This window comes from Curtobacterium sp. USHLN213 (genome assembly GCF_037144815.1).
Taxonomy (GTDB): domain Bacteria; phylum Actinomycetota; class Actinomycetes; order Actinomycetales; family Microbacteriaceae; genus Curtobacterium.
Genome location: NZ_JBBCYQ010000004.1, coordinates 264,083 through 284,285, shown reverse-complemented (window position 1 = coordinate 284,285; position 20,203 = coordinate 264,083). Strand labels below are relative to the sequence as shown.

Genomic DNA, 20,203 nt, shown 5'->3' with positions numbered 1-20,203 from the left:
GCCCGAGGCTCGACCTAGACTCGGGACGTGCCCGTCCACTCTCGTGTCGCCGTCCTCGGGCCGGTCGAGGTCGAGGACCAGCAGGGGCGCCCGACCGCCGTCCCCGGGGCCCTGGCGCGCGGGTTCCTCGTCGCGCTGGTGCTCGCGCGCGGCCACGCCGTGACGACCGAGGCGCTCATCGACGAGCTCTGGGGCGACGACCAGCCGCGCGGCGCCCGTGCAGCGCTGCAGACCCTCGTCTCCCGGCTCCGGCGCAGCACGGCCGACGGCGTCGTCGTGTCGACGAGCACCGGGTACGCACTCGGGGTCGACCCCGGCTCGGTCGACCTGACGGCCGCCGAGCGCGCGGCTGCCAGCGAGGACGTCGCGGTGGTCCGGGCAGCGCTCGACGGCTGGCGGGGCGACCCCGGCGCGGACGTCGACGGGGACCTCGGCGCCACGCTCGCCGACCGCGCGGCCGGCGCCCGCCGTGCGCTCCGACGCCGGCTGGGCGAACTCCTCCTCGACCGCGGGGACGCGGCGGAAGCGGCCGCGCTGTGGCTCGCAGAGTCCGAGGCGAACCCGTTCGACGAGGTCGCCGTCGCCGGGTGCATGCGCGCGCTGGTCGCCGCCGGCCGGAACGCCGAGGCGCTCGCCGCGTTCGCGACGCACCGCGACCGCCTCGCGGACGAGCTCGGCGCGGACCCCTCGGCCGACCTGGTGCGGCTGAACGCCGATCTGCTCCGCCGGTCCGCCGCCGACTCCGGTCGTGCTCGTCGGGTCGGGCTGCGGGCCGCGCCGAACACGCTCGTCGGACGGCAGGAGGACCTCGCCGCCGTCACGGACCTCCTGTCCCGCAACCGGCTGGTCACGATCCTCGGTGCGGGTGGGCTCGGCAAGACCCGCCTCGCGCAGGCGGTCGCCGCCGGTGTGCCGCCGACCACCGGCGTGGTGGTGTTCGAGCTCGCGCCGATCGCCACCGCCGAGGACGTCGTCCCCGCGCTCGGTGCCCTGCTCGGGGTGGCCGAGTTCCGCTCCGCCCGGGCGCTGCGGGAGGTCGTCGTCGCCGACCTGCGTGCGCGGGTGGGGCGGGCGCTCGGGGAGGCCCCGACGATCCTCGTCCTGGACAACTGCGAGCACCTCGTCGGCGACGTCGCCGGGTTCGCCGCCGACCTGCTCGCGAGCATCCCCGACCTCCGGATCCTCACGACGTCGCGTGCACCGCTCGCGATCGCCGGCGAGGTCGTGGCGCCCCTCGCGCCCCTCCCTGTCGAGGCCGACGGCGCCGCGGTCCGGCTGTTCACCGAGCGCGCCCGGGCCGCCCGACCCGGGGCCGTGCTGCCCGTGGACACCGTCCGCCGCATCTGCACGCGGCTCGACGGGTCGCCGCTCGCGATCGAGCTGGCCGCGGCGCGGATCCGGGGGATGAGCATCGACGAGATCGAGCGCCGGCTCGACGACCGCTTCGCGCTGCTCCGGGGCGGCGACCGCAGCGCGCCGGAGCGGCACCGCACGCTCCTGGCGGTCATCGAGTGGAGCTGGCGCCTGCTCGACGCGGGCGCGCAGGACCTCCTGACCCGCCTGGCACTGTTCCCGGACGGCCTGGCGGTCGACGCCGTCGAGGCCGTGGCCGCGCCGGACCGCCGGGACGATGCGCTCGACGACCTTGCCGAACTCGTCGAGCAGTCCCTCGTGCAGCTCGTCGAGGTCGAGGGGGAGCCGGTCCGCTACCGCCTGCTCGAGACCGTCCGCGAGTTCGGGGCCGCACGGCTCGACGAACGCGGCGCCACCGAGGCGGTGCGCACGGCGATGATCCGCTGGGGGCGGGACTTCGCCGCCGCCAGGAACCTCTTCACGCTCACCGGTCCAGAGCAGCTCGACCGCTTCCACGAGGTCCAGCGCGAGGCCGACAACCTCGTGACCCTGCTCCGCTGGAGCCTCCGCGCCGACGACGCCTCGGCGACCGCGCACGTCTTCGCCGCCCTCGGGGCCTACTGGACGCTCCGGGGTGCCCACGGCGAGGTCACCGCGATCGCGTCCGACGTGGTCGCGGTGCTGCGCTCGGGTCCGCCCGCGGCCGAGGACGTCGCCGCGGTGCACGTCGGACTCGTCGTCGCCGGGGCGTCCTCGGCGTTCGACGACCGCCGGACCGCTGCGTGGGCGATCTCCACGCTCCGGCGCCTCCGCCGCGTCGGGACGACGGGGTTCCCGGTGCTCGACGCGCAGGCGGCCCTGCTCCTGACGCTCGGGCGTCCGGCGGCGGGCACCGCGCTCCTCGCGCGCCTCCGCGACGACCCCGACGAGGGCGTGGCCGGTACCGCCAACATGCTCAGCGCGCCCCTCGCCGAGAACGACGGCGAGTTCGCGGCGGCCCTCCGGTACGCCACCCGGGCGCAGACGCTCGCGGAGCGCACCGCCGACGCGTGGACGATCGGCACCGTGGCCGTCACCATGACGCAGCTCCTCGCCCAGACCGGCCGGTACGCGGACGCCCTCGCGAACGCCGACCGCGCCCGTGAGCAGCTCGAGCGCTTCGGCGCCGAGGACGACCTGTACGAGATCGGCTGGACCGTCGGGCTCTGCTCGGCCGCGACCGGCGCCGTGGACACCGCCCGGTCGATCGCTGCCGAGCTGCAGCACCGACCGGTCTCGGGGCGCGGCGGCTTCGACGGCGACCGCTCCCAGATCGGCGTGCTCGCCGTCGCGATCGGCGCGGAGTGCCTCCGGTTCGAGGGCGACCTCGACGCTGCCGCCGCGCAGTACACGGCCGCGTGGGACTGGGTGCTGCCGCACCGGAAGGCGACACCGCACTGGACCGTGATGGCGGGCGCGGCGCGGATCGCAGCGGTCGACGAGGCGGCGCTCGGCGCGCCCGACGGAGCCACACCGCGCCTCCAGGCCGACGAACGCGCGGTCGCTCGCCGCATCCGGAAGGCCGCACTCGTGATGATCCGCGTCCACCCGTGGTGGCTCGACCTGCCCGTCATCGGCACGACGCTGGCGGGACTCGCGGTCGCGGCGGCGCGCAGCGACCGTCCGGCCGAGGCGGCCCGGTGCTGGGGTGCCGCGATGCGGTTCGGCACCCGGCAGGACTTCGCGGTGCTCGCCCACGGACGGCTCCGACCGCTCCTCGTCGACGCGCTCGGCGCGGCCCGCGTCGCGGACGCCGAGACGGCCTCGGCCGGATGGGACCGGACCGAGGCCGTCGCGCGGGCGAGGACGCTGCTGGAGGACCTCCGCTACGCCTTCCGCATGTAGGCGCGGACCGTCAGCGGCGCGAACACGGCGACGACCACGGCGGCACCGAGCAGGCTGATCCAGAGGTCACCGGTGACGGCGCCGTGGTTGATCAGCTCGCGGACGGCGGTGATGAGGTGCGAGATCGGGTTGACCTCGGTGAACCAGCGCAGCCAGCCGGGCAGGGTGTCCGTGGGGACGAACGCGTTCGACAGGAACGTCAGCGGGAAGAGCACCAGGTTGGCGATGCCGGAGACGCTCGACGCGGTGCGGGCGACCACGCCGAAGTAGGCGAAGATCCAGCTGATCGACCAGGCGACGACGATGACGAGCACGCCGGCCAGCACGACCGCCGCGGCACCGCCCTCGGGACGCAGGCCCATGATGATCCCGACCGTGAACGTGATGGCGGTGGCGATCGCGTACCGGACCGTGTCGGCGAGCAGCGCACCGGCGAGCGGCGCGATGCGGGCGATCGGCAGGGACTTGAAGCGGTCGAACACGCCCTTGTCCATGTCCTCGCGGAGCTGGACACCGGTGACGATCGAGGACGTGATGTTCGTCTGCACGAGGATGCCGGGGATGATGACGGGCAGGTAGCTGGACACGTCGCCGGCGATCGCGCCGCCGAAGATGTACGTGAACATGACGGTGAAGACGATCGGCATGAGCGTCACGTCGAACAGCTGCTCGGGCGTGCGACGGACCTTCACCAGGCCGCGGTACGCCATCGTGAAGGACTGTCGGACGGTCGCGCCGAGTCCGGAGCCGCCGATGCCGGGGCGTGGGGCGACCCGTGGCGCCGATGTGGGGGTGGGGGCGATGGTGGTCATGCGATGCTCCCTTCGAGCTCGCGCGTGGTGTCGTCGTCGGTGGTGGCCGGGGCACCCGTGATGGTCAGGAACACCTCGTCGAGCGTCGGCTTCTGCACGCTCATCTCGGCGAGGGAGATGCCGGCGTCGCGGAACGACACGAGCAGGTCGGTCACGCGGTCCGGGTCGGACATCGGCGCGGTGAGGCGCGAGCCCTCGGGGCTGGCCACCGCGTCGACGCCGAGGCTGTTCCGCACGATGGTGCGGGCAGCGTCGAGTCGGAGCGGGTCGGCCAGCCGGAGCTGGAGCGAGCTCGACCCGATGGACGCCTTCAGCTCGTCGCCCGTGCCCTCGGCGACGACGCGGCCGTGGTCGATCACGGCGATGCGGTCGGCCAGCTGGTCGGCCTCGTCGAGGTACTGCGTCGTCAGCAGGACGGTGGAGCCGGTCGCGACGAGCTCCCGGATCGTGTCCCACATCTGGGCGCGGGTGCGGGGGTCGAGACCCGTCGTGGGCTCGTCGAGGAACAGCAGCGGGGGCTGTGCGATGAGGCTCGCGGCGAGGTCGAGACGCCGACGCATGCCGCCGGAGAAGTTCTTCAACGGACGCGACGCAGCCTCGGTCAGCCCGAAGCGCTCGAGCAGCTCGGCGGCCTTCCGCTTCGACTCGGCGCGGCCCAGGCCGAGCAGGCGCGAGAAGATGACGAGGTTCTCGGTCGCGCTGAGCGTCTCGTCGACGCTCGCGTACTGGCCGGTCACGCCGATGAGGGAGCGGACGGCCTGCGCCTCGCGGCGGACGTCCCGCCCGAAGATGCGGGCCTCGCCGGCGTCCGCCTTGAGCAGCGTCGCGAGCATGGAGATGGTGGTGGTCTTGCCGGCGCCGTTGGGGCCGAGCACGCCGTAGACCGTGCCGGCCTCCACGCGGAGGTCGACACCGTCCACTGCGCGGTTCGTCCCGAAGGTCTTCACGAGGCCGGTGGCCTCGACCGCGAGCGGTGTGGTGGTCATTCGCGCAGGTCCTTTCGTGGTGACCCGACGTGGTTCGTCGATGTCGAGGACGATGGTGCCGCGGCCCGCTCACGCGGCACTGACGCGGCACTGACACCGGGGCGGGGCCCGTGTTAGCACGGGGGCCAGGAGGCGCGGTCCGGCCCCGGTACGGTGGCCTGGTGGACGAGACGGCGGGCCCGCAGGGCGGCGGTGACGGTGGCGGCGTGCGGCTGCGGTTGGACATCGCGTACGACGGTGCCGCGTTCTCCGGGTGGGCCCGGCAGCCGGGTCTCCGGACCGTGCAGGGCGCGCTCGAGGCCGCGCTCGCCACCGTCTTCACCCGGTGGGGCGAGCCGCCGCTGCTCACCGTGGCCGGGCGCACCGACGCGGGCGTGCACGCCACCGGGCAGGTCGCCCACCTCGACCTCACGTCGGCGCAGTGGGACGCGCTGGCCGCCAAGCGGGGGTCGGGGCGCTCGCCGCTGGACGGGCTCGTCAAGCGTGTGAACGGCATCGCGGCGCCGGAGGGGGACGTCGTCGTCACCCGGGCCTCGGTCGCGCCGGAGGGGTTCGACGCCCGGTTCTCGCCGCTGTGGCGCCGCTACTCGTACCGGATCGCGGACGCCGACGCCTGGCGCGATCCACGTCGACGGGGGCACACGGTCTGGCACCCGACGCGGTTGGACCCGGCGGCGATGGAGCGCGGTGCGCTGCGGCTGCTGGGGCTGCACGACTTCGCGACGTTCTGCAAGCCGCGCGAGGGGGCGACGACCATCCGGACGTTGCAGGAGTTCCGCTGGGACCGCGAGCCGGACGGCGTGCTGGTGGCGCGCCTCCAGGCCGACGCCTTCTGCCACTCCATGGTGCGCGCGATGGTGGGGGCGACGATCGCCGTCGGCGAGGGCCGGTTCGGCGCCGACCGGCTCGAGGACCTGCGGGTCGCCGAGGCCCGGACGAGCGAGTTCACGGTCGCGCCGGCGAAGGGCCTCACCCTGACCGAGGTCGGGTACCCGGCGGACGACGACCTCGCGGCGCGGGCGTCGCAGACCCGTGCGCGACGCGAGTGAGCGGATCCATGCTCGTTCGCCACATTGATATCGCACACTGAAATTTGACCGTTGACATCCTGACTGTCAGAGTGGCACCGCGCGGCAACGATGCTCGCGCCGCACCACACAAGGGGATGGCAATGAACAGGATCGGTACGGCAAGGGTGATCGGGGCGATCGTCGTCGGCACGCTGATGGGAACCGCCGGAGCGACAGCTGCGTCGGCAGCGCCCGTTACGGCGTCCAGTTCGAGTGTCAGTTCGGCAAGCTTCGTCAGCGCGACCGGGGGCACCACGACAGGTGGACCCGTGGGTGGCTCGACGACCGGCGCGCCCATCGGCACGGATGGGGCCTCCACCAACGGGATCCCGATCGGTCCGATCATCAACTGGGTCAAGCGGAACGCACCGTCGTTGATCACGCCGATGAAGAACGCCGTGAAGAAGGGCTCGGCCGCGTTCAAGAGGTGGTGGGCGGGGGTCGCCGGTTGGATCAAGGCCGCGATCAACGCGATCGCGACGATGACGATCCAGCAGCTCTTCGACGCTCTGTGGAACTACTTCTTCTGAGCTCCAGGGAGGCATCATGACGATCGATCTGTGCAACGTGGGGGTGCGCGGACGCGGACGGCCGCGGCTCGACGACATCACGATCCAGTTCGCTCCTGCCATGACGTACGGCCTCGTCGGTCCGAACGGTGCGGGGAAGACGTCGCTGATGGCCGCGGTCGCGGGGCTCGTGAGACCGTCGACGGGGACCATCAGCGTTGCCGGAGGGCAGTCGGTCGTCATCGGCGCCGTCCTTGCCGAGAACGGGCTCCATCCTGGGCGCACCGTCCGGGAGACACTGCGTCTGCGGGCCGCCTACGTGGGAGCGCCGCGGAGCGACGTCGCAGCAGCGCTGCAGTCCTCCGGGCTCGAACGGGTGGCGCGAAGGCGCGTCGGGGCGTTGTCCCTCGGGATGAAGATGCGCCTCGGGATCGCGGTTGCGCTCCTCGGGGATCCAGCCGTCGTGCTGCTCGACGAGCCGATGAACGGCCTCGATCCGAACGGGATCGTCTGGGTGCGTGAGACCGTGCGCCGCCTGCGCGCGCGCGGCGCCGTCGTGGTGATCTCGAGCCACCTGCTGTCCGAACTCGAGTCCATGATCGACGTCGCCGTCGTCATGAGCAGTGGTCGCATCGCTTGCGTGCAGTCGATGAACCTCCAGGCGTCCAGCGGATGCATCATCGAAGTGTCCGACACAACGAGGATGATCGACGCGCTGACCGCGTCCGGAGAGACGGCGGAACGTCGCGGCGACCGGATCCTTGCTGGCTGCGCGGTCGCCGAGGGAGTGCGACTGGCGGTCCGTCACGACATCGACGTCCGCTCGATCGTCCCGGCCTCTGTGGATCTCGAGATGCTCTACGCAGAAGCCTCAGCGGGAGAGCACATCGCGGAGGTCGGTCGATGATCAGCGCTTCCCAGCACGTCCGCCTCGAACTGCGCAAACGCTTGGACACTCGAGGAGCCATGATCGGCTACGGCGCCATCGTGCTCCTCGTCGTCCTGTGCGCGATCTTGAGCGTCTCGCTCGTGCTCCGAAACGGCTCGTTCGATGCCGGGGAGGTCATCATCACGGTGAGCTTGCCCGGGGCCCTCGTCTCGGCCGTCATCGGGGCAGTGTGCGGTGTCGGAGACGGACGCGCCGGAGGAGAGCGCGACGGGATCCTCACCGGGCTCCCTCGCGGCACGATCTACGGAGCGCGAGCCGCGGCCTGCGCCTGCTTGGTGGCCGGCGTCGTGCTCCTGTCGCTCGTCGCAGCCGCGGTCGGCGTGGTCGGAGCGGTGTCCCTCGGGGGCCACCTCAACTCGGCCTCGATCGGAACGCCGATCGGGCAGGTGGCGGCGCTGACTCTGTCGTCGGCGGCCATGGCCTTCGGGATCGGGGCTTCCGTGCGCTCGCTCCCCCTGGCGCTGGTGAGCGTCGTGCTCATCGTGCTCGTGGCGGACGTGGCATTGTCATTCGGCGGCGCGTGGACCGAATGGATTCGTTTCAGCGCGGTGCAGGGCGGCGTTCTCGGCGAATCACGCGTACTGCCGGCGGTCACCTCCGGTCTCGTCTGGATCGCAGTCCCGTGCCTCGGCGGATACCTCAGAACACGCACGGTGGAAGCATGACCCAGGAGCGCCCGGCGAAGGCCGCCCGTCGGCGACGGGCCGCGATCATCGTGCTGGTGATCTTCGCCACCACCGGAGCTCTGGTCGCCGGTGTCTCGCACCAGGACCCGTGGATCCGCTGGCTGGCGCTGCTGCTCGGAGTCGGTGCGGCAGGGGGATCACTGGCGTTGGCCGCCAACCGGAACTCGCTGATCGGCTGGTACGCGGCGACCGGCGGCGTGCTCCTCTTCCGACTCGCCAAGGACCTCGTCGCAGGCTGATCGACCAGGAGCACGCCCGCTCGGCGGTACCGTCGGGGGATGACCTCCCGCGAACCCCGCTCCGTCGTGTCCGTCGCACCCGGGGTGGTGTTCGTCGAGGGGCCCGTCTCGAACTGGGTGGTCCTCGCCGAGGAGGACGGTGTCGCACTGATCGACGCCGGCTACCCGGCCGACACCGACCTCGTGCTCGACACCGTGCGGTACGCCGGCCACGAGCTCGACGACCTGCGCCGGGTGTACGTCACGCACGGGCACGTCGACCACGTCGGCGGCATCCCCGGCATCCTCGAGCGGTACCCGCACGTCGAGGTGCTCGCCCACGCCGACGAGCTCGACAACGTGCGCGGACCCGCGCGGCAGCAGGTGACGCCGGCCGAGATCGGTGGACGGCTGGCCGCACCCAGGGTCCTCCGGTGGCTCGCCCGCGCAGTGCGCTCCGACGCGCTGCGACCCACCGCGGTGCCGACCGCCCGCGCGTTCACGGGTGCGGACTTCGTCGGCCGGGCGATCGCACCGCTGCCGGCCACCGGGCACACGGACGGGTCCACGGCCTACCTGCTGCCCGCCGCGAACGCGATCGTCACCGGGGACGCCGTCGTCAGCCGGCACGACACGCAGCCGTCGTCGTGGGAGCCGCGGCCGCGCATGATCACGTCGTTCTTCACGGCCGACCAGGAACGAGCGCTCGAGTCCGCGCGGGCGCTGCCGATCCCGGACGTCCTGCTCCCCGGACACGGGCCGGCCGTGCACCGCGTCGGGTCCACCTGGCGGCCCATCGGCGTCTGAAGGACTACGAATGTCACGCCCCGAGAGTCAGTCGTCGAAGAGGGTGGGCTCCCGGGGCTTCTCTTCCGCGATGTCGGTATTCGAGGACGGGGATTTCGAGTTCTTTGCAGGGGTCGTCGTCCAGCCCGGGTCGTAGATCCACTGTGCTCGGCGGAGCTTGTCGCCCTGACCTTGCTTCCAGAACTCCACTGGAGCCTTCCGGGCGCGACGGGTGATGATCGCGGGGAGGTCCACCATGAACACGACGGTGTCCACTCCTCGGTGCGCGCTCGTGTTGGGTCGGGTGGTCATGATTCGGTGCACGAAGCGAAGGTCCTCGAGTTCAACGATCTCGCGACCCCAGTCGAGGTCTATGTGATCCTGGCGAACGAGGAAGAAGAACGTGTCTCGGTCTCGAACGAACTTCACGACGTCCTCGAATCGCCGTTCGAGCGATGACGCGTCTCGCCCAGCATCATTCCGCAGGTCCTTCTGCTTCCGCTCGAGGCGAACGCGAGCCGCCGCTTGTATGTCCTCGGTGTCGATCATGAACTGCCCATCGGCCTTCTGCTCGCGTTGTGCGCTCTCCCAGGCCTGATCGGCAGCAGCGATGAGGAGATCAAAGTAGTCGCGGCTGACGGCGCCGCCCGCGATCAGGACGGCACGCTCTCGACCCTTCTCAGTGAGGACATCCTGGAGTCGCAGGTCGATCGGGCGAAGGATGTTCGCGGTGACGTCTTCGAGGAAGGCCTTGGCGGTGTGGAAATCTGCCAGTCCGACGTCCAGGGAGAGATGCTGGACGTCGTGTGGCGGCTGCATTCCGCGGGGCGGGTCCCCATCAGCGAACGTCTGCGTTCGAGACTGGACGCTCCCGATCTTGAGCCACACGTTGCTCTTCTTCGTGAAGCCGTGCAGGTGATCGAGAACGAGTGGTTGCGTTGCGCGAGGGACGAAGTAGAAGTCGTCCAGCACGACGATGAGCGACTTCGCTCCCTCTTGATTCGCGGACAGTTCCAAGACGTCCGCGATCGCAGGCGCCAGATCGCGGAGGAATTCTTCCTTGCGGCGCGTGCGAGTGGTGCTTCGGCTGTGCTTCTTGCTGATCTCGCGCCTCGCCGAGCTCTTGCCCGTCACACGGGCGAAACTCGCAGCCATCGCGCCGCCCATGCTCACCTTGTAGTCACGACCGTGCGCATCGCTGTCCGAGTGATGTTCTTCAATCTCGGGTCCAGCGTCGCGAAGAAAGTTCAAGATGCCGGTGAGCTCCTTGATGCGGCTTCGGAGCGTCAACGTCTGTCGCTTCAGCTTCCAGGCCGGCCGGATCGCGCCGATGATGTCGAGATGATCTCGATCAGTACGTCCGGGTAGTCGCGAGACTTGTGCTCCTCAACATCGACGAAGATCACGCGTCGTCCCTTGGATTCAGCGCGCTGATGCAAGATCGACAGCGTCGTCGATTTGCCGACACCACGACGGCCGGTCAGCAGGTGGTTCACGTTCGCCTCGAGAGAGGTGATCAAGCCCGGCGTGAGCTCGATGAATCGATCGCTCAGCGCATCGTCGTCGTGCTTCGTCGTGCGTAGCGCGTTGGTCAGGGCCGTCTTGAACGGTTCCAGTTGGTCTCTCTGAAGCATGATCAAGACGATCTTTACTCGTCATGCAGCATTTTGCACGTCGGCGTCACGGCGTGTCGCACACGGAGCTGAATGCCGTCTCGCGCCGCCTGCACCCCGATCAGGGGTGGAACGGATCGTTCACCCGCCGGAAACCTGAGGGGCCCCGCAGGTCGGTACCGTGCGACCATGCACAGATCCGTCGGGCGCACTCTGCTGTGCGCCACCGCTGCAGCCGCGCTCGTCGCCGCTCCGCTCGTCTCCGTCTCCACGGCCACCGCGAACCCCCAGGGCTCCGGGCTCGTCATCGCCGAGGCCTACCTCAAGGGCGGCAGCGCGAACCAGCCCTTCACGAACAAGTTCGTCGAACTCGGCAACCCCACCGACAGCCCCGTCAGCGTCGACGGCTGGTCGGTGCAGTACCGCGCGGCGACCGGTACCGGAGCGCCCTCGGTCGGCAAGCTCGCCGGCTCCGTGCCCGCGCACGGCACCTACCTCGTGCAGATGGGCTCGAACGGCACGAACGGCGAGGCGCTGCCCGAGCCGGACGCCGTCACCGGGCTGAACCCCTCCGGGTCGACCGGCACCCTCGTCCTCGCCGACCAGGCGACGGCGCTGACGCTCCCCGCCGGCGCCGTGACGACGGGCACCCCCGGCGTCGTCGACCTGCTCGGCTACGGCACGTCGAACACCTTCGAGACCGCGGTCGCACCGACCGGCACGGCGAACGCCGTCCCGGACGCGCTCACCCGTCAGGGCACGACCGACACCGACTCGAACGCCGCCGACTTCCGGGTGACGACGAGCGTCACGCCGGAGAACGCCGCGGGCGAGACCACGCAGCCGACGGACCCGACCGACCCCACGGACCCCACCGACCCCGGTGACGGCGGCACGACCCCGGCCGAACGGGTCACGATCGCGCAGCTGCAGGGCACCGGCGACGCCTCGCCGTACGCCGGGAAGACCGTCACGACCGACGGCGTCGTCACCGCGGTGTACGCCACCGGCGGCTTCAACGGCTACACGGTCCAGACCGCCGGCACCGGCGGCGCGCTCGACCTCGGGAAGCACACCGCCTCCGACGCCGTCTTCGTCTACTCGTCGGCGACCGTCGGCAGCGTGGCGATCGGGGACGCGGTGCGCCTCACCGGCACGGTGTCCGAGTTCAACGGCCTGACCGAGCTGACCGTGCCCACCTCGTCCGGCCTGACGAAGCTCCCCGCCGCGGGGGTCGTCCAGCCGGTCCCGGCCACCCTGACCTTCCCGCGCACCGACGCACAGCGTGAGTCGCTCGAGAGCATGCTCGTGGCGCCGCAGGGCGACTACACCGTCGCGGACAACTACACGACGAACCAGTACGGCGAGGTCGTGCTGGCATCGGGGAAGCAGCGCCTGCTCCAGCCGACCGAGGTCGCCCGTCCGGGCAGTGCCGAGGCCGCCGCCGTCACCGCGGACAACGCGGCGCGCAAGGTCGTCCTCGACGACGGTGCCAGCACGAACTTCCTCAGCGCGGCGAACCAGTCGATCCCGGTGTCGTGGCTCACGCAGGGCCCGGTCACGGTCGGCGCCGCTGCGACCTTCCACGAGCCGGTCGTCCTCGACTACCGGAACGACTCGTGGAAGTTCCAGCCGACGTCGCCGATCACCGGCGCCACCCCGGCTGCCGACCTGCCCGCGTCGTTCTCGGACGTCCGCACCGCAGCCCCGGAGAACGTCGGCGGTGACATCCGCCTCGCCGGGTTCAACGTCCTGAACTACTTCCCGACGACCGGCGACCAGCTCACCGGCTGCACCTACTACACCGACCGCGACGGCGACCCCGTGACCGTCCGGGGCGGCTGCGACGCCCGCGGTGCCGCGAACGCCGACGACCTCGCCCGCCAGCAGGTGAAGATCGTCAAGGCGATCAACGGCCTCGGCGCCGACGTCGTCTCCCTCGAGGAGATCGAGAACTCGGCGCGCTTCGGCCAGGACCGTGACGCGGCCGTGGCGACCCTCGTGGCCGCGCTCAACGCCGCGACCGGCAAGGACACCTGGGCCTACGCGAAGTCCCCGTCGAAGCTCCCGTCGAGCGAGGACGTCATCCGCCTCGCGCTCATCTACAAGAAGGACCGCGTGCAGCCGGTCGGCTCGTCGACGATCCTCACCGACTCGACGGCGTTCACGAACGCCCGCCAGCCGCTCGCGCAGGCCTTCGCCCCGGTCGTCGCGAAGCCCGGCAAGGGCAAGGGCGCGCAGAAGCCCTCGGCGAAGGACACCTTCCTGGTCATCGCGAACCACTTCAAGTCGAAGGGCTCCGGCGAGGGCGTCGACGCCGACCAGGGCGACGGGCAGGGTGCGTCGAACCACTCGCGCGTCGAGCAGGCGAAGGCGCTCGTGACGTTCTCGACCGCGATGCAGCGCCAAGCGCGGACCGACAAGGTGTTCATGCTCGGCGACTTCAACGCCTACAGCGAGGAGGACCCGGTCGTCGCCCTCGAGGACGCCGGCTACACGGACCTCGGCCCGACCGAGGACGCGTCCGAGTGGTCGTACGTCTTCAGCGGGCTGAGCGGCTCGCTCGACCACGTGTTCGCGTCCCCTGCTGCGCTGGAGACCGTCACCGGCGTGGACATCTGGAACATCAACTCGGTCGAGTCGGTGGGCCTCGAGTACAGCCGGTACGACTACAACGTCACGGACCTGTACCAGGACGACGTGTACCGGGCGAGTGACCACGACCCGGTCGTGGTGGGCATCGACCTGCCGGGGGTCGGCACCCCGGGAGGCGGGAACCCCGGCCACGGCGGCGACCCCGGACACGGCGGGAACCCGGGCCACGGCGGTCCGGTCGCGGACGCGCTGGCGGCGCTCGCCGCGCTGCTCGCGTGGTTGCGGAGCCTCTTCGGCTGACGTTCGCTGCACCGGACGGGAGGCGCGGTGCCAGCCGGCACCGCGCCTCCCGTCCGTCCTGTCTCCGTTTGACCGCCGTCACGTGCGTCGGGTAGGCTCTTACCTTGGTCTGCGCGCTCTGTGCGCCGGACAGTCAGATGAGCCCTCCACCGGGCCGTTCACACGGGTTCTCCCACGTGAACACCCACCGGAGCGGGATTCACGGACTCCTCACCTCGACACGAAAGCAGCACCACTGTGACTCGTACGTTCTCCCCGAAGCCGGCAGACGTCCAGCACGACTGGATCGTCATCGACGCGACCGACGTCGTCCTCGGCCGCCTCGCCACCCACGCCGCGGCGCTCCTGCGCGGCAAGCACAAGGCCACCTTCGCCCAGCACATGGACATGGGTGACTACGTCATCATCGTGAACGCCGACAAGGTCGCCCTGACCGGTTCGAAGCTCGCGAAGAAGGTCTACTACCGCCACTCGGGCTACCCGGGCGGCCTCACGGCGACCTCCTACCCGGAGATGCTCGAGAAGCACCCGACCCGCGCCGTCGAGAAGGCGATCCGCGGCATGCTCCCGAAGAACACCCTCGGTCGCGAGCAGCTCAAGAAGCTGAAGGTCTACGCCGGCGCGGAGCACCCGCACTCGGCGCAGCAGCCCAAGGCGTACACCTTCGACCAGGTCGCACAGTAGTTCCGGCCACGACGACTTCCAAGGACTAGGTAAAACTCATGGCTCAGATCGCTGACTCCCTCGACCAGACCCCGGAGAGCTTCACCACGGAGAGCGCACCCGCCGCTTCCGAGGCCGCTCCCCGTCAGATCCTCAACGTCTCGGGCGGTGCCGTCGGGCGCCGCAAGGAGGCCATCGCACGCGTCCGTCTCGTCCCGGGCTCCGGCTCGTTCGTCGTGAACGGCCGCTCGCTCGAGGACTACTTCCCGAACAAGCTGCACCAGCAGCTCATCAACGACCCGTTCAAGGTGCTCGAGCTGCTCGGCGCCTACGACGTCGTCGCCCGCATCACCGGTGGTGGCCCCTCGGGTCAGGCTGGTGCGCTCCGTCTCGCCATCGCCCGTTCGCTGAACGAGATCGACCGCGAGAACAACCGCGCCACCCTCAAGAAGGCCGGCTTCCTCACCCGCGACGCCCGCGTCATCGAGCGCAAGAAGGCCGGTCTCAAGAAGGCCCGCAAGGCTTCGCAGTTCTCGAAGCGCTAGTCGTCACCGGCTGAAGATCGCAATGCCGCGTCTGTTCGGTACCGACGGGGTTCGTGGTCTCGCCAACGGCGAGCTGACGGCCGCGCTCGCACTGGGTCTTGCCCAGGCGAGCGCGGCCGTCCTCACACACGGACACCACGCGGACGCCCGCCGGGCGTCCGGTCGACCGCGCCCTCGTGCGGTCCTCGCGCGCGACCCGCGCGTCTCCGGCGAGTTCCTCGGTGCCGCGGTCGCGGCCGGGCTCGCCTCCGCCGGCGTCGACGTGCTCGACGCCGGGGTCATCCCCACCCCCGCTGCGGCGTTCCTCGTCGCGGACATCGACGCCGACTTCGGCGTGATGATCTCCGCGTCGCACAACCCCGCTCCCGACAACGGGATCAAGTTCTTCGCCACGGGCGGCCGGAAGCTCCCGGACGAGGTCGAGGACCGCATCGAAGCGGCCATGCACGACCACTCCGCACCGACCCCCACCGGTGGCGACGTCGGCCGGATCACCCGGTTCGCCGACGCCGAGGACCGCTACGTCGTCCACCTGCTCGGCACGCTGCCGCACCGGCTCGACGGCATCCACGTCGTGCTCGACTGCGCGAACGGCGCCGCCGCGGGTGTCTCGCCCGAGGTGTTCGTCAACGCCGGGGCCCGCGTGACCCTGATCGGTGCCGACCCGGACGGCATGAACATCAACGACGGTGTCGGGTCCACCCACATCGACAACCTCGCCCGTGCTGTGCTCTCGCACGGAGCGGACGTCGGCATCGCCCACGACGGTGACGCGGACCGCTGCCTCGCGGTCGACGCCGCCGGCAACGCGATCGACGGCGACCAGATCATGGCGATCCTCGCGCTGTCGCTGCAGGAGCGCGGGCGCCTGGCGTCCGACACCCTCGTCGCGACGGTGATGTCGAACCTCGGGCTGAAGCGGGCCATGGCGGACGCGGGCATCACGATGCTCGAGACCGGTGTCGGCGACCGCTACGTCCTCGAGAAGATGACCGAGGGCGGGTACTCGCTCGGTGGCGAGCAGTCCGGCCACATCATCTTCAACGAGTTCGCGACCACCGGCGACGGCATCCTCACCGGGTTGCACCTCGTCGCCGAGATGGCCCGGACGGGCAAGACGCTCGAGCAGCTCGCGTCGTGCATGACGGTGTTCCCGCAGGTGCTCGTGAACGTGCGCGGGGTGGACCGGCACGGCCTGGCCGACCAGGGCGTGCAGGACGCCGTCGCCGCTGCGACCGCCGCACTCGGCGACGCGGGGCGCGTGTTGCTCCGGCCGTCCGGCACCGAGCCCGTCGTGCGGGTCATGGTCGAGGCGGCCTCCCAGGCCGATGCCGAGCGGATCGCCGAGGAGCTCGCGGCGGTGGTACGCGAGCGCCTGGCGCTCGACGCGGCGTAGGCGCGCGGCGCGCGTTGGCGCGCTCTGGCGCGCTCTGGCGCGCTCGCACAACCAAAGTCCGTCGGAACCACGCAGATGCGTGGTTCCGACGGACTTTGCTTGTGCGGCGGCAGCTCGAGCCGTCCCGCGGCGGCGGCCGCGGCGGCGGCCCGGGCGGCAGCCGCCCGGGCGAGCCGCGTCGAACCACGGATGCGACATCGCACCAGCCCCTGCGCCCGGTTCCACGTCGGATTCGTGGTTCGTCGTCGCGCCCCGCCGCCGGCGGCGCCCCGCGCCCCGCCGCCGGCGGCGCCCCGCGCCCCGCGGCGTCCGGCGCGGCCCGCGCCCGCCGCCGCCGGCGGCGGCCCGGGCCCCGCGCCCCGCGAGCCCCGCGCCCCGCACGTCAGATCTTCCGGAGCAACACCGACGACACCTTGTGGTCCGCCGCCTTCTTCAACACGAGGGTCGCCCGGGAGCGCGTCGGCAACACGTTCTCGATGAGGTTCGGCTCGTTGATCGCCCGCCACACCTCGGTCGCCGTCCGCACGGCATCCGACCGGGAGAGCGAGGCGAACCGGTGGAAGAACGAGTCCGGGCTCGCGAAGGCCTCTTCCTGCAGCGCGAGGAACCGGTCGACGTACCAGGCCTCGATGTCCTTCGTCTTCGCGTCGACGTAGATCGTGAAGTCGAAGAGGTCGGACAGTGCCAACCGCCCGTGCACCGGCGGCGCGAGCACGTTCAGGCCCTCGACGATGAGGATGTCCGGCTGTCGCACCACGATCTCGGCGTCCGGCACGATGTCGTACACGAGGTGCGAGTAGTACGGCGCTCGGACCTCGGTCGCGCCGCTCTTCACCTGGCTCACGAAGCGCAGCAGGGCCCGGCGGTCGTAGGACTCGGGGAAGCCCTTTCGGTCCATGATCCCGCGCCGCTCGAGCTCTGCGTTGGAGTAGAGGAACCCGTCGGTGGTCACGAGCTCCACGCGCGGGGTGTCCGGCCAGCGCTTCGTCAGCTCGCGGAGCAGTCGTGCGACGGTCGACTTGCCGACGGCGACCGACCCGGCGACACCGATCACGAACGGCGTCCGCCCGGCTCGGTCACCCAGGAAGGCCGACGTCGACGCGTGCAGGTTCCGTGCGCCCGCCGCGTAGAGCGTCAGCAGGCGGGACAGCGGCAGGTAGACCTCCTGCACCTCCTGCATGTCGAGGCGGTCACCGAGACCGCGCAGCTGCACGATCTCGGTCTCGGTGAGGGACAGGTGCTCCTTCGGAGCGAGCTGCGACCACTCGCCACGCGGGATCTCCACGAAGGGGGTCGGGTGCGCGACGGTGGTCTCCGGGATCGGCATGGGAACGAGCGTACAGACGGGAGGCGCGGATCACGTGAGCCGACCGGCCCGCGTGATCCGCGCCTCCAGTCCGACGTCCGCGCCCCGGCTCGGCGTGCCCGATCAGGCGGGCAGCGCCGCCTCGATCGCGGCGATGACCTGCGGTGCATCCGGCTTCGTCGTCGGGCGGAACCGCGTCACCGTGCCGTCCGGGGCGACCAGGAACTTCTCGAAGTTCCACGTGACCCGCCCGGCCTTGCCGTCGGCGTCCGGGGTCTCCTTGAGCGCCTGGTAGAGCGGGTGGGCGCTCTTGCCGTTCACCTTGACCTTCTCGGACATCGGGAACGTGACGCCCCACGTGGTGGAGCAGTACTCGTCGATCGCCTCGGACGAGCCGAGCTCCTGCAGGAACTGGTTGCTCGGGAAGCCCAGGACCGTGAAGCCGCGGGGGCCGTACTCCTTCTGGAGCGCCTCGAGCTGCTCGTACTGCGGAGCGAGGCCACAGCGCGACGCGACGTTCACGACGAGCACCGCCTTGTCCGCGAACGCCCCGAACGTGGTGTCCTCACCGTGCAGCGTCGTGATCGCGATGTCGTCGAAGCGTCCCATGTCCCAAACGTTATCCCCAGCCCTGCTCGTTCGCAGGGTCGTCGTCCAGCCAGACCGTAGGATCGTCCCCATGTGTGGAATCGTCGGCTACGTCGGCAGCAACAGCAGCCAGGACGTCCTCCTCGGTGGTCTCCGTCGGCTCGAGTACCGCGGCTACGACTCGGCGGGCATCGCCGTCGTGGACGGGTCGCACGAGCTCGCGTCCGCGAAGAAGGCGGGCAAGCTCCAGGCCCTCGTGGACGAGCTGGAATCGCACCCCATCGCCGACGGCGGGACGGGCATCGGCCACACCCGCTGGGCGACCCACGGTGGCCCGACCGACGGCAACGCGCACCCGCACCTGGCCGACGGCGGCAAGCTCGCCCTCATCCACAACGGCATCATCGAGAACTTCTCCGAGCTCCGCGCCGAGCTCGAGGCCGAGGGCGTCGCGTTCCTCAGCGAGACCGACTCCGAGGTCGCGGCACACCTCGTCGCCCGGTCGTTCCGCACGACGGGTGACCTGACCGCCGCCATGCAGCAGGCCGTGCAGCGACTCGAAGGGGCGTTCACGCTCCTCGTCGTGCACGCCGACCAGCCCGGCGTCGTCGTCGGCGCCCGTCGCAACTCCCCCCTCGTGGTCGGCCTCGGCGACGGCGAGAACTTCATGGGCTCCGACGTGGCCGCGTTCGTGGCCTACACGCAGCGCGCCCTCGCCATCGGGCAGGACGAGATCGCCACGATCCGCCCCGACGGCGTCGACGTCATCCACTTCGACGGCACCCCGGCATCACCGAGCGAGTTCGAGGTGAACTGGGACGCCTCCGCGGCCGACAAGGGCGGCTGGACGTCGTTCATGGCGAAAGAGATCAGCGAGGAGCCCGAGGCCGTCGCGAAGACCATCCTCGGCCGCGTGCACGACGGTGCCGTGACGCTGACGGACCTCGACCCGATCGCCGACCGCCTCGCGCAGGTCGACCGGGTCATCGTCATCGCCTGCGGCACCGCGGCCTACGCCGGCATCCTCGGCAAGTACGCGATCGAGCAGTGGGCCCGCGTCCCGGTCGAGGTCGAGCTCGCGCACGAGTTCCGCTACCGCGACCCGGTGCTGAACGACCGCACGCTGGTCGTCTCGATCAGCCAGTCCGGCGAGACCATGGACACGCTCATGGCCGTGAAGTACGCCCGCGAGCAGGGCGCCCAGGTCCTGTCGATCTGCAACACCCAGGGCGCCACGATCCCCCGCGAGTCCGACGCCGTGATCTACACGCACGCCGGGCCCGAGGTCGCCGTCGCGTCGACCAAGGCGTTCATCGCGCAGGGTGTCGCGCTCTACCTGCTCGGGCTGCACCTCGCCACGCTGCGGGGCACCCTCACGGCCGAGCAGATCGCCGAGCAGGTCGCCGAGCTCGAGGGCCTCGCACCGAAGCTGCAGCAGACCATCGACGACGCGTCCGGCATCAAGGACCTCGCCCGTTGGATGGCCGACACCCGGAGCGTCCTCTTCCTCGGCCGCCACGTCGGCTACCCGATCGCGCTCGAGGGCGCCCTCAAGCTCAAGGAACTCGCGTACATCCACGCCGAGGGCTTCGCCGCCGGTGAGCTCAAGCACGGCCCGATCGCCCTGATCGAGCCGGGGCAGATCGTCTTCGTGATCGTCCCGTCGCCGCGTGACCCGCGGTCGCTCCACCCCAAGGTCGTCTCGAACATCCAGGAGATCCGCGCCCGCGGTGCCCGGGTGATCGCGATCGCGGAAGAGGGCGACGCCGCCGTGCTGCCCTTCGCCGACGAGGTGCTGCGCATCCCGCTCGCGACGCCGCTGTTCGAGCCGCTGCTCGCGGTCGCACCGCTGCACATGTTCGGCATGGAGCTCGCCGCGGCCAAGGGCCTCGACGTCGACCAGCCGCGCAACCTCGCGAAGTCGGTCACCGTCGAGTAATCCCA

The 20,203-nt window shown here is 71.0% G+C and carries 18 protein-coding genes; 12 read left to right on the top strand and 6 right to left on the bottom strand.

What is annotated here, in order from left to right; translation table 11 throughout:
* Positions 1-27 precede the first annotated feature (27 nt).
* On the top strand, positions 28-3,237 hold the full coding sequence (locus tag WFH25_RS07785) for a BTAD domain-containing putative transcriptional regulator (protein ID WP_336697318.1): 3,210 nt from the start codon (positions 28-30) through the stop codon (positions 3,235-3,237).
* Here WFH25_RS07785 and WFH25_RS07780 read toward each other — a convergent pair.
* Together WFH25_RS07780 and WFH25_RS07775 are read right to left on the bottom strand one after the other, a co-directional pair.
* The gene (locus tag WFH25_RS07780) at positions 3,219-4,049 is read right to left on the bottom strand and encodes an ABC transporter permease (RefSeq protein ID WP_070417694.1); all 831 of its coding nucleotides are present in this window, start codon (positions 4,047-4,049) and stop codon (positions 3,219-3,221) included. The two genes, WFH25_RS07785 and WFH25_RS07780, sit on opposite strands and share 19 nt — an antisense overlap.
* Positions 4,046-5,035 (bottom strand): ATP-binding cassette domain-containing protein, encoded by a 990-nt coding sequence (locus WFH25_RS07775; RefSeq protein ID WP_071295214.1) that lies wholly within the window; start codon positions 5,033-5,035, stop codon positions 4,046-4,048. Before WFH25_RS07775 ends, WFH25_RS07780 begins: the two co-directional genes overlap by 4 nt.
* A 161-nt stretch (positions 5,036-5,196) precedes the next feature.
* Here WFH25_RS07775 and truA point away from each other — a divergent pair, with 161 nt between their 5' ends.
* From truA to WFH25_RS07745, 6 genes are all read left to right on the top strand, one after another.
* A complete protein-coding gene (gene truA, locus WFH25_RS07770; RefSeq protein ID WP_336697317.1) occupies positions 5,197-6,084 on the top strand; it encodes a tRNA pseudouridine(38-40) synthase TruA in 888 nt (295 codons plus the stop codon).
* Between the two features lie 290 nt (positions 6,085-6,374).
* Positions 6,375-6,635: a hypothetical protein gene (locus WFH25_RS07765; RefSeq protein WP_309886582.1), complete on the top strand. Its 261-nt coding sequence runs from the start codon at positions 6,375-6,377 to the stop codon at positions 6,633-6,635.
* A gap of 16 nt (positions 6,636-6,651) precedes the next feature.
* Positions 6,652-7,521: an ABC transporter ATP-binding protein gene (locus tag WFH25_RS07760; RefSeq protein ID WP_336697316.1), complete on the top strand. Its 870-nt coding sequence runs from the start codon at positions 6,652-6,654 to the stop codon at positions 7,519-7,521.
* A 59-nt stretch (positions 7,522-7,580) separates the two neighbouring features.
* On the top strand, positions 7,581-8,228 hold the full coding sequence (locus tag WFH25_RS07755; RefSeq protein ID WP_336697315.1) for a hypothetical protein: 648 nt from the start codon (positions 7,581-7,583) through the stop codon (positions 8,226-8,228).
* A complete protein-coding gene (locus WFH25_RS07750; protein WP_336697314.1) occupies positions 8,225-8,488 on the top strand; it encodes a hypothetical protein in 264 nt (87 codons plus the stop codon). The genes WFH25_RS07755 and WFH25_RS07750 overlap by 4 nt, the downstream gene beginning before the upstream one ends.
* Positions 8,489-8,527: 39 nt before the next feature.
* Complete coding sequence (locus WFH25_RS07745) at positions 8,528-9,274, top strand: MBL fold metallo-hydrolase (protein WP_336697313.1); 747 nt, start codon at positions 8,528-8,530, stop codon at positions 9,272-9,274.
* Positions 9,275-9,301: 27 nt separating this feature from the next.
* Here the strand turns inward: WFH25_RS07745 and WFH25_RS07740 are convergent, their stop codons facing one another.
* Positions 9,302-10,543: a hypothetical protein gene (locus WFH25_RS07740; RefSeq protein ID WP_336697311.1), complete on the bottom strand. Its 1,242-nt coding sequence runs from the start codon at positions 10,541-10,543 to the stop codon at positions 9,302-9,304.
* An 11-nt stretch (positions 10,544-10,554) separates the two neighbouring features.
* The gene (locus WFH25_RS07735) at positions 10,555-10,887 is read right to left on the bottom strand and encodes an ATP-binding protein (protein ID WP_336697309.1); all 333 of its coding nucleotides are present in this window, start codon (positions 10,885-10,887) and stop codon (positions 10,555-10,557) included.
* A gap of 168 nt (positions 10,888-11,055) precedes the next feature.
* On the opposite strand from WFH25_RS07735, the gene WFH25_RS07730 reads away from it, so the two are divergent.
* The 4 genes from WFH25_RS07730 (at position 11,056) to glmM (ending at position 16,365) form a co-directional block, all read left to right on the top strand.
* The gene (locus WFH25_RS07730; protein WP_336697308.1) at positions 11,056-13,761 is read left to right on the top strand and encodes an ExeM/NucH family extracellular endonuclease; all 2,706 of its coding nucleotides are present in this window, start codon (positions 11,056-11,058) and stop codon (positions 13,759-13,761) included.
* A gap of 237 nt (positions 13,762-13,998) precedes the next feature.
* Positions 13,999-14,445: a 50S ribosomal protein L13 gene (rplM, locus tag WFH25_RS07725; RefSeq protein ID WP_022906970.1), complete on the top strand. Its 447-nt coding sequence runs from the start codon at positions 13,999-14,001 to the stop codon at positions 14,443-14,445.
* 38 nt (positions 14,446-14,483) lie between these two features.
* Entirely contained in the window at positions 14,484-14,969 is a 486-nt protein-coding gene (gene rpsI, locus WFH25_RS07720) for a 30S ribosomal protein S9 (RefSeq protein WP_022906971.1), read from the top strand.
* Positions 14,970-14,991: 22 nt separating this feature from the next.
* On the top strand, positions 14,992-16,365 hold the full coding sequence (gene glmM / locus WFH25_RS07715) for a phosphoglucosamine mutase (protein WP_070417698.1): 1,374 nt from the start codon (positions 14,992-14,994) through the stop codon (positions 16,363-16,365).
* A 382-nt stretch (positions 16,366-16,747) separates the two neighbouring features.
* Here glmM and coaA read toward each other — a convergent pair whose 3' ends face one another.
* Positions 16,748-17,692, bottom strand: a complete 945-nt coding sequence (coaA, locus tag WFH25_RS07710) for a type I pantothenate kinase (RefSeq protein WP_092385261.1) — start codon at positions 17,690-17,692, stop codon at positions 16,748-16,750.
* A gap of 102 nt (positions 17,693-17,794) precedes the next feature.
* Positions 17,795-18,280 (bottom strand): glutathione peroxidase, encoded by a 486-nt coding sequence (locus tag WFH25_RS07705; protein WP_070417700.1) that lies wholly within the window; start codon positions 18,278-18,280, stop codon positions 17,795-17,797.
* A gap of 70 nt (positions 18,281-18,350) precedes the next feature.
* On the opposite strand from WFH25_RS07705, the gene glmS reads away from it, so the two are divergent.
* Positions 18,351-20,198, top strand: a complete 1,848-nt coding sequence (glmS, locus tag WFH25_RS07700; protein ID WP_229085750.1) for a glutamine--fructose-6-phosphate transaminase (isomerizing) — start codon at positions 18,351-18,353, stop codon at positions 20,196-20,198.
* Positions 20,199-20,203 lie beyond the last annotated feature (5 nt).

Coding starts and splice junctions, on each gene's coding strand:
- glmM (WP_070417698.1), top strand. CDS start 14,992: ATGCCGCGTCTGTTCGGTACCGACGGGGTTCGTGGTCTCGCCAACGGC.
- WFH25_RS07760 (WP_336697316.1), top strand. CDS start 6,652: ATGACGATCGATCTGTGCAACGTGGGGGTGCGCGGACGCGGACGGCCG.
- WFH25_RS07750 (WP_336697314.1), top strand. CDS start 8,225: ATGACCCAGGAGCGCCCGGCGAAGGCCGCCCGTCGGCGACGGGCCGCG.
- coaA (WP_092385261.1), bottom strand. CDS start 17,692: ATGCCGATCCCGGAGACCACCGTCGCGCACCCGACCCCCTTCGTGGAG.
- WFH25_RS07775 (WP_071295214.1), bottom strand. CDS start 5,035: ATGACCACCACACCGCTCGCGGTCGAGGCCACCGGCCTCGTGAAGACC.
- glmS (WP_229085750.1), top strand. CDS start 18,351: ATGTGTGGAATCGTCGGCTACGTCGGCAGCAACAGCAGCCAGGACGTC.
- WFH25_RS07735 (WP_336697309.1), bottom strand. CDS start 10,887: ATGCTTCAGAGAGACCAACTGGAACCGTTCAAGACGGCCCTGACCAAC.
- WFH25_RS07745 (WP_336697313.1), top strand. CDS start 8,528: ATGACCTCCCGCGAACCCCGCTCCGTCGTGTCCGTCGCACCCGGGGTG.
- rpsI (WP_022906971.1), top strand. CDS start 14,484: ATGGCTCAGATCGCTGACTCCCTCGACCAGACCCCGGAGAGCTTCACC.
- WFH25_RS07730 (WP_336697308.1), top strand. CDS start 11,056: ATGCACAGATCCGTCGGGCGCACTCTGCTGTGCGCCACCGCTGCAGCC.
- WFH25_RS07705 (WP_070417700.1), bottom strand. CDS start 18,280: ATGGGACGCTTCGACGACATCGCGATCACGACGCTGCACGGTGAGGAC.
- WFH25_RS07780 (WP_070417694.1), bottom strand. CDS start 4,049: ATGACCACCATCGCCCCCACCCCCACATCGGCGCCACGGGTCGCCCCA.
- WFH25_RS07755 (WP_336697315.1), top strand. CDS start 7,581: ATGATCGGCTACGGCGCCATCGTGCTCCTCGTCGTCCTGTGCGCGATC.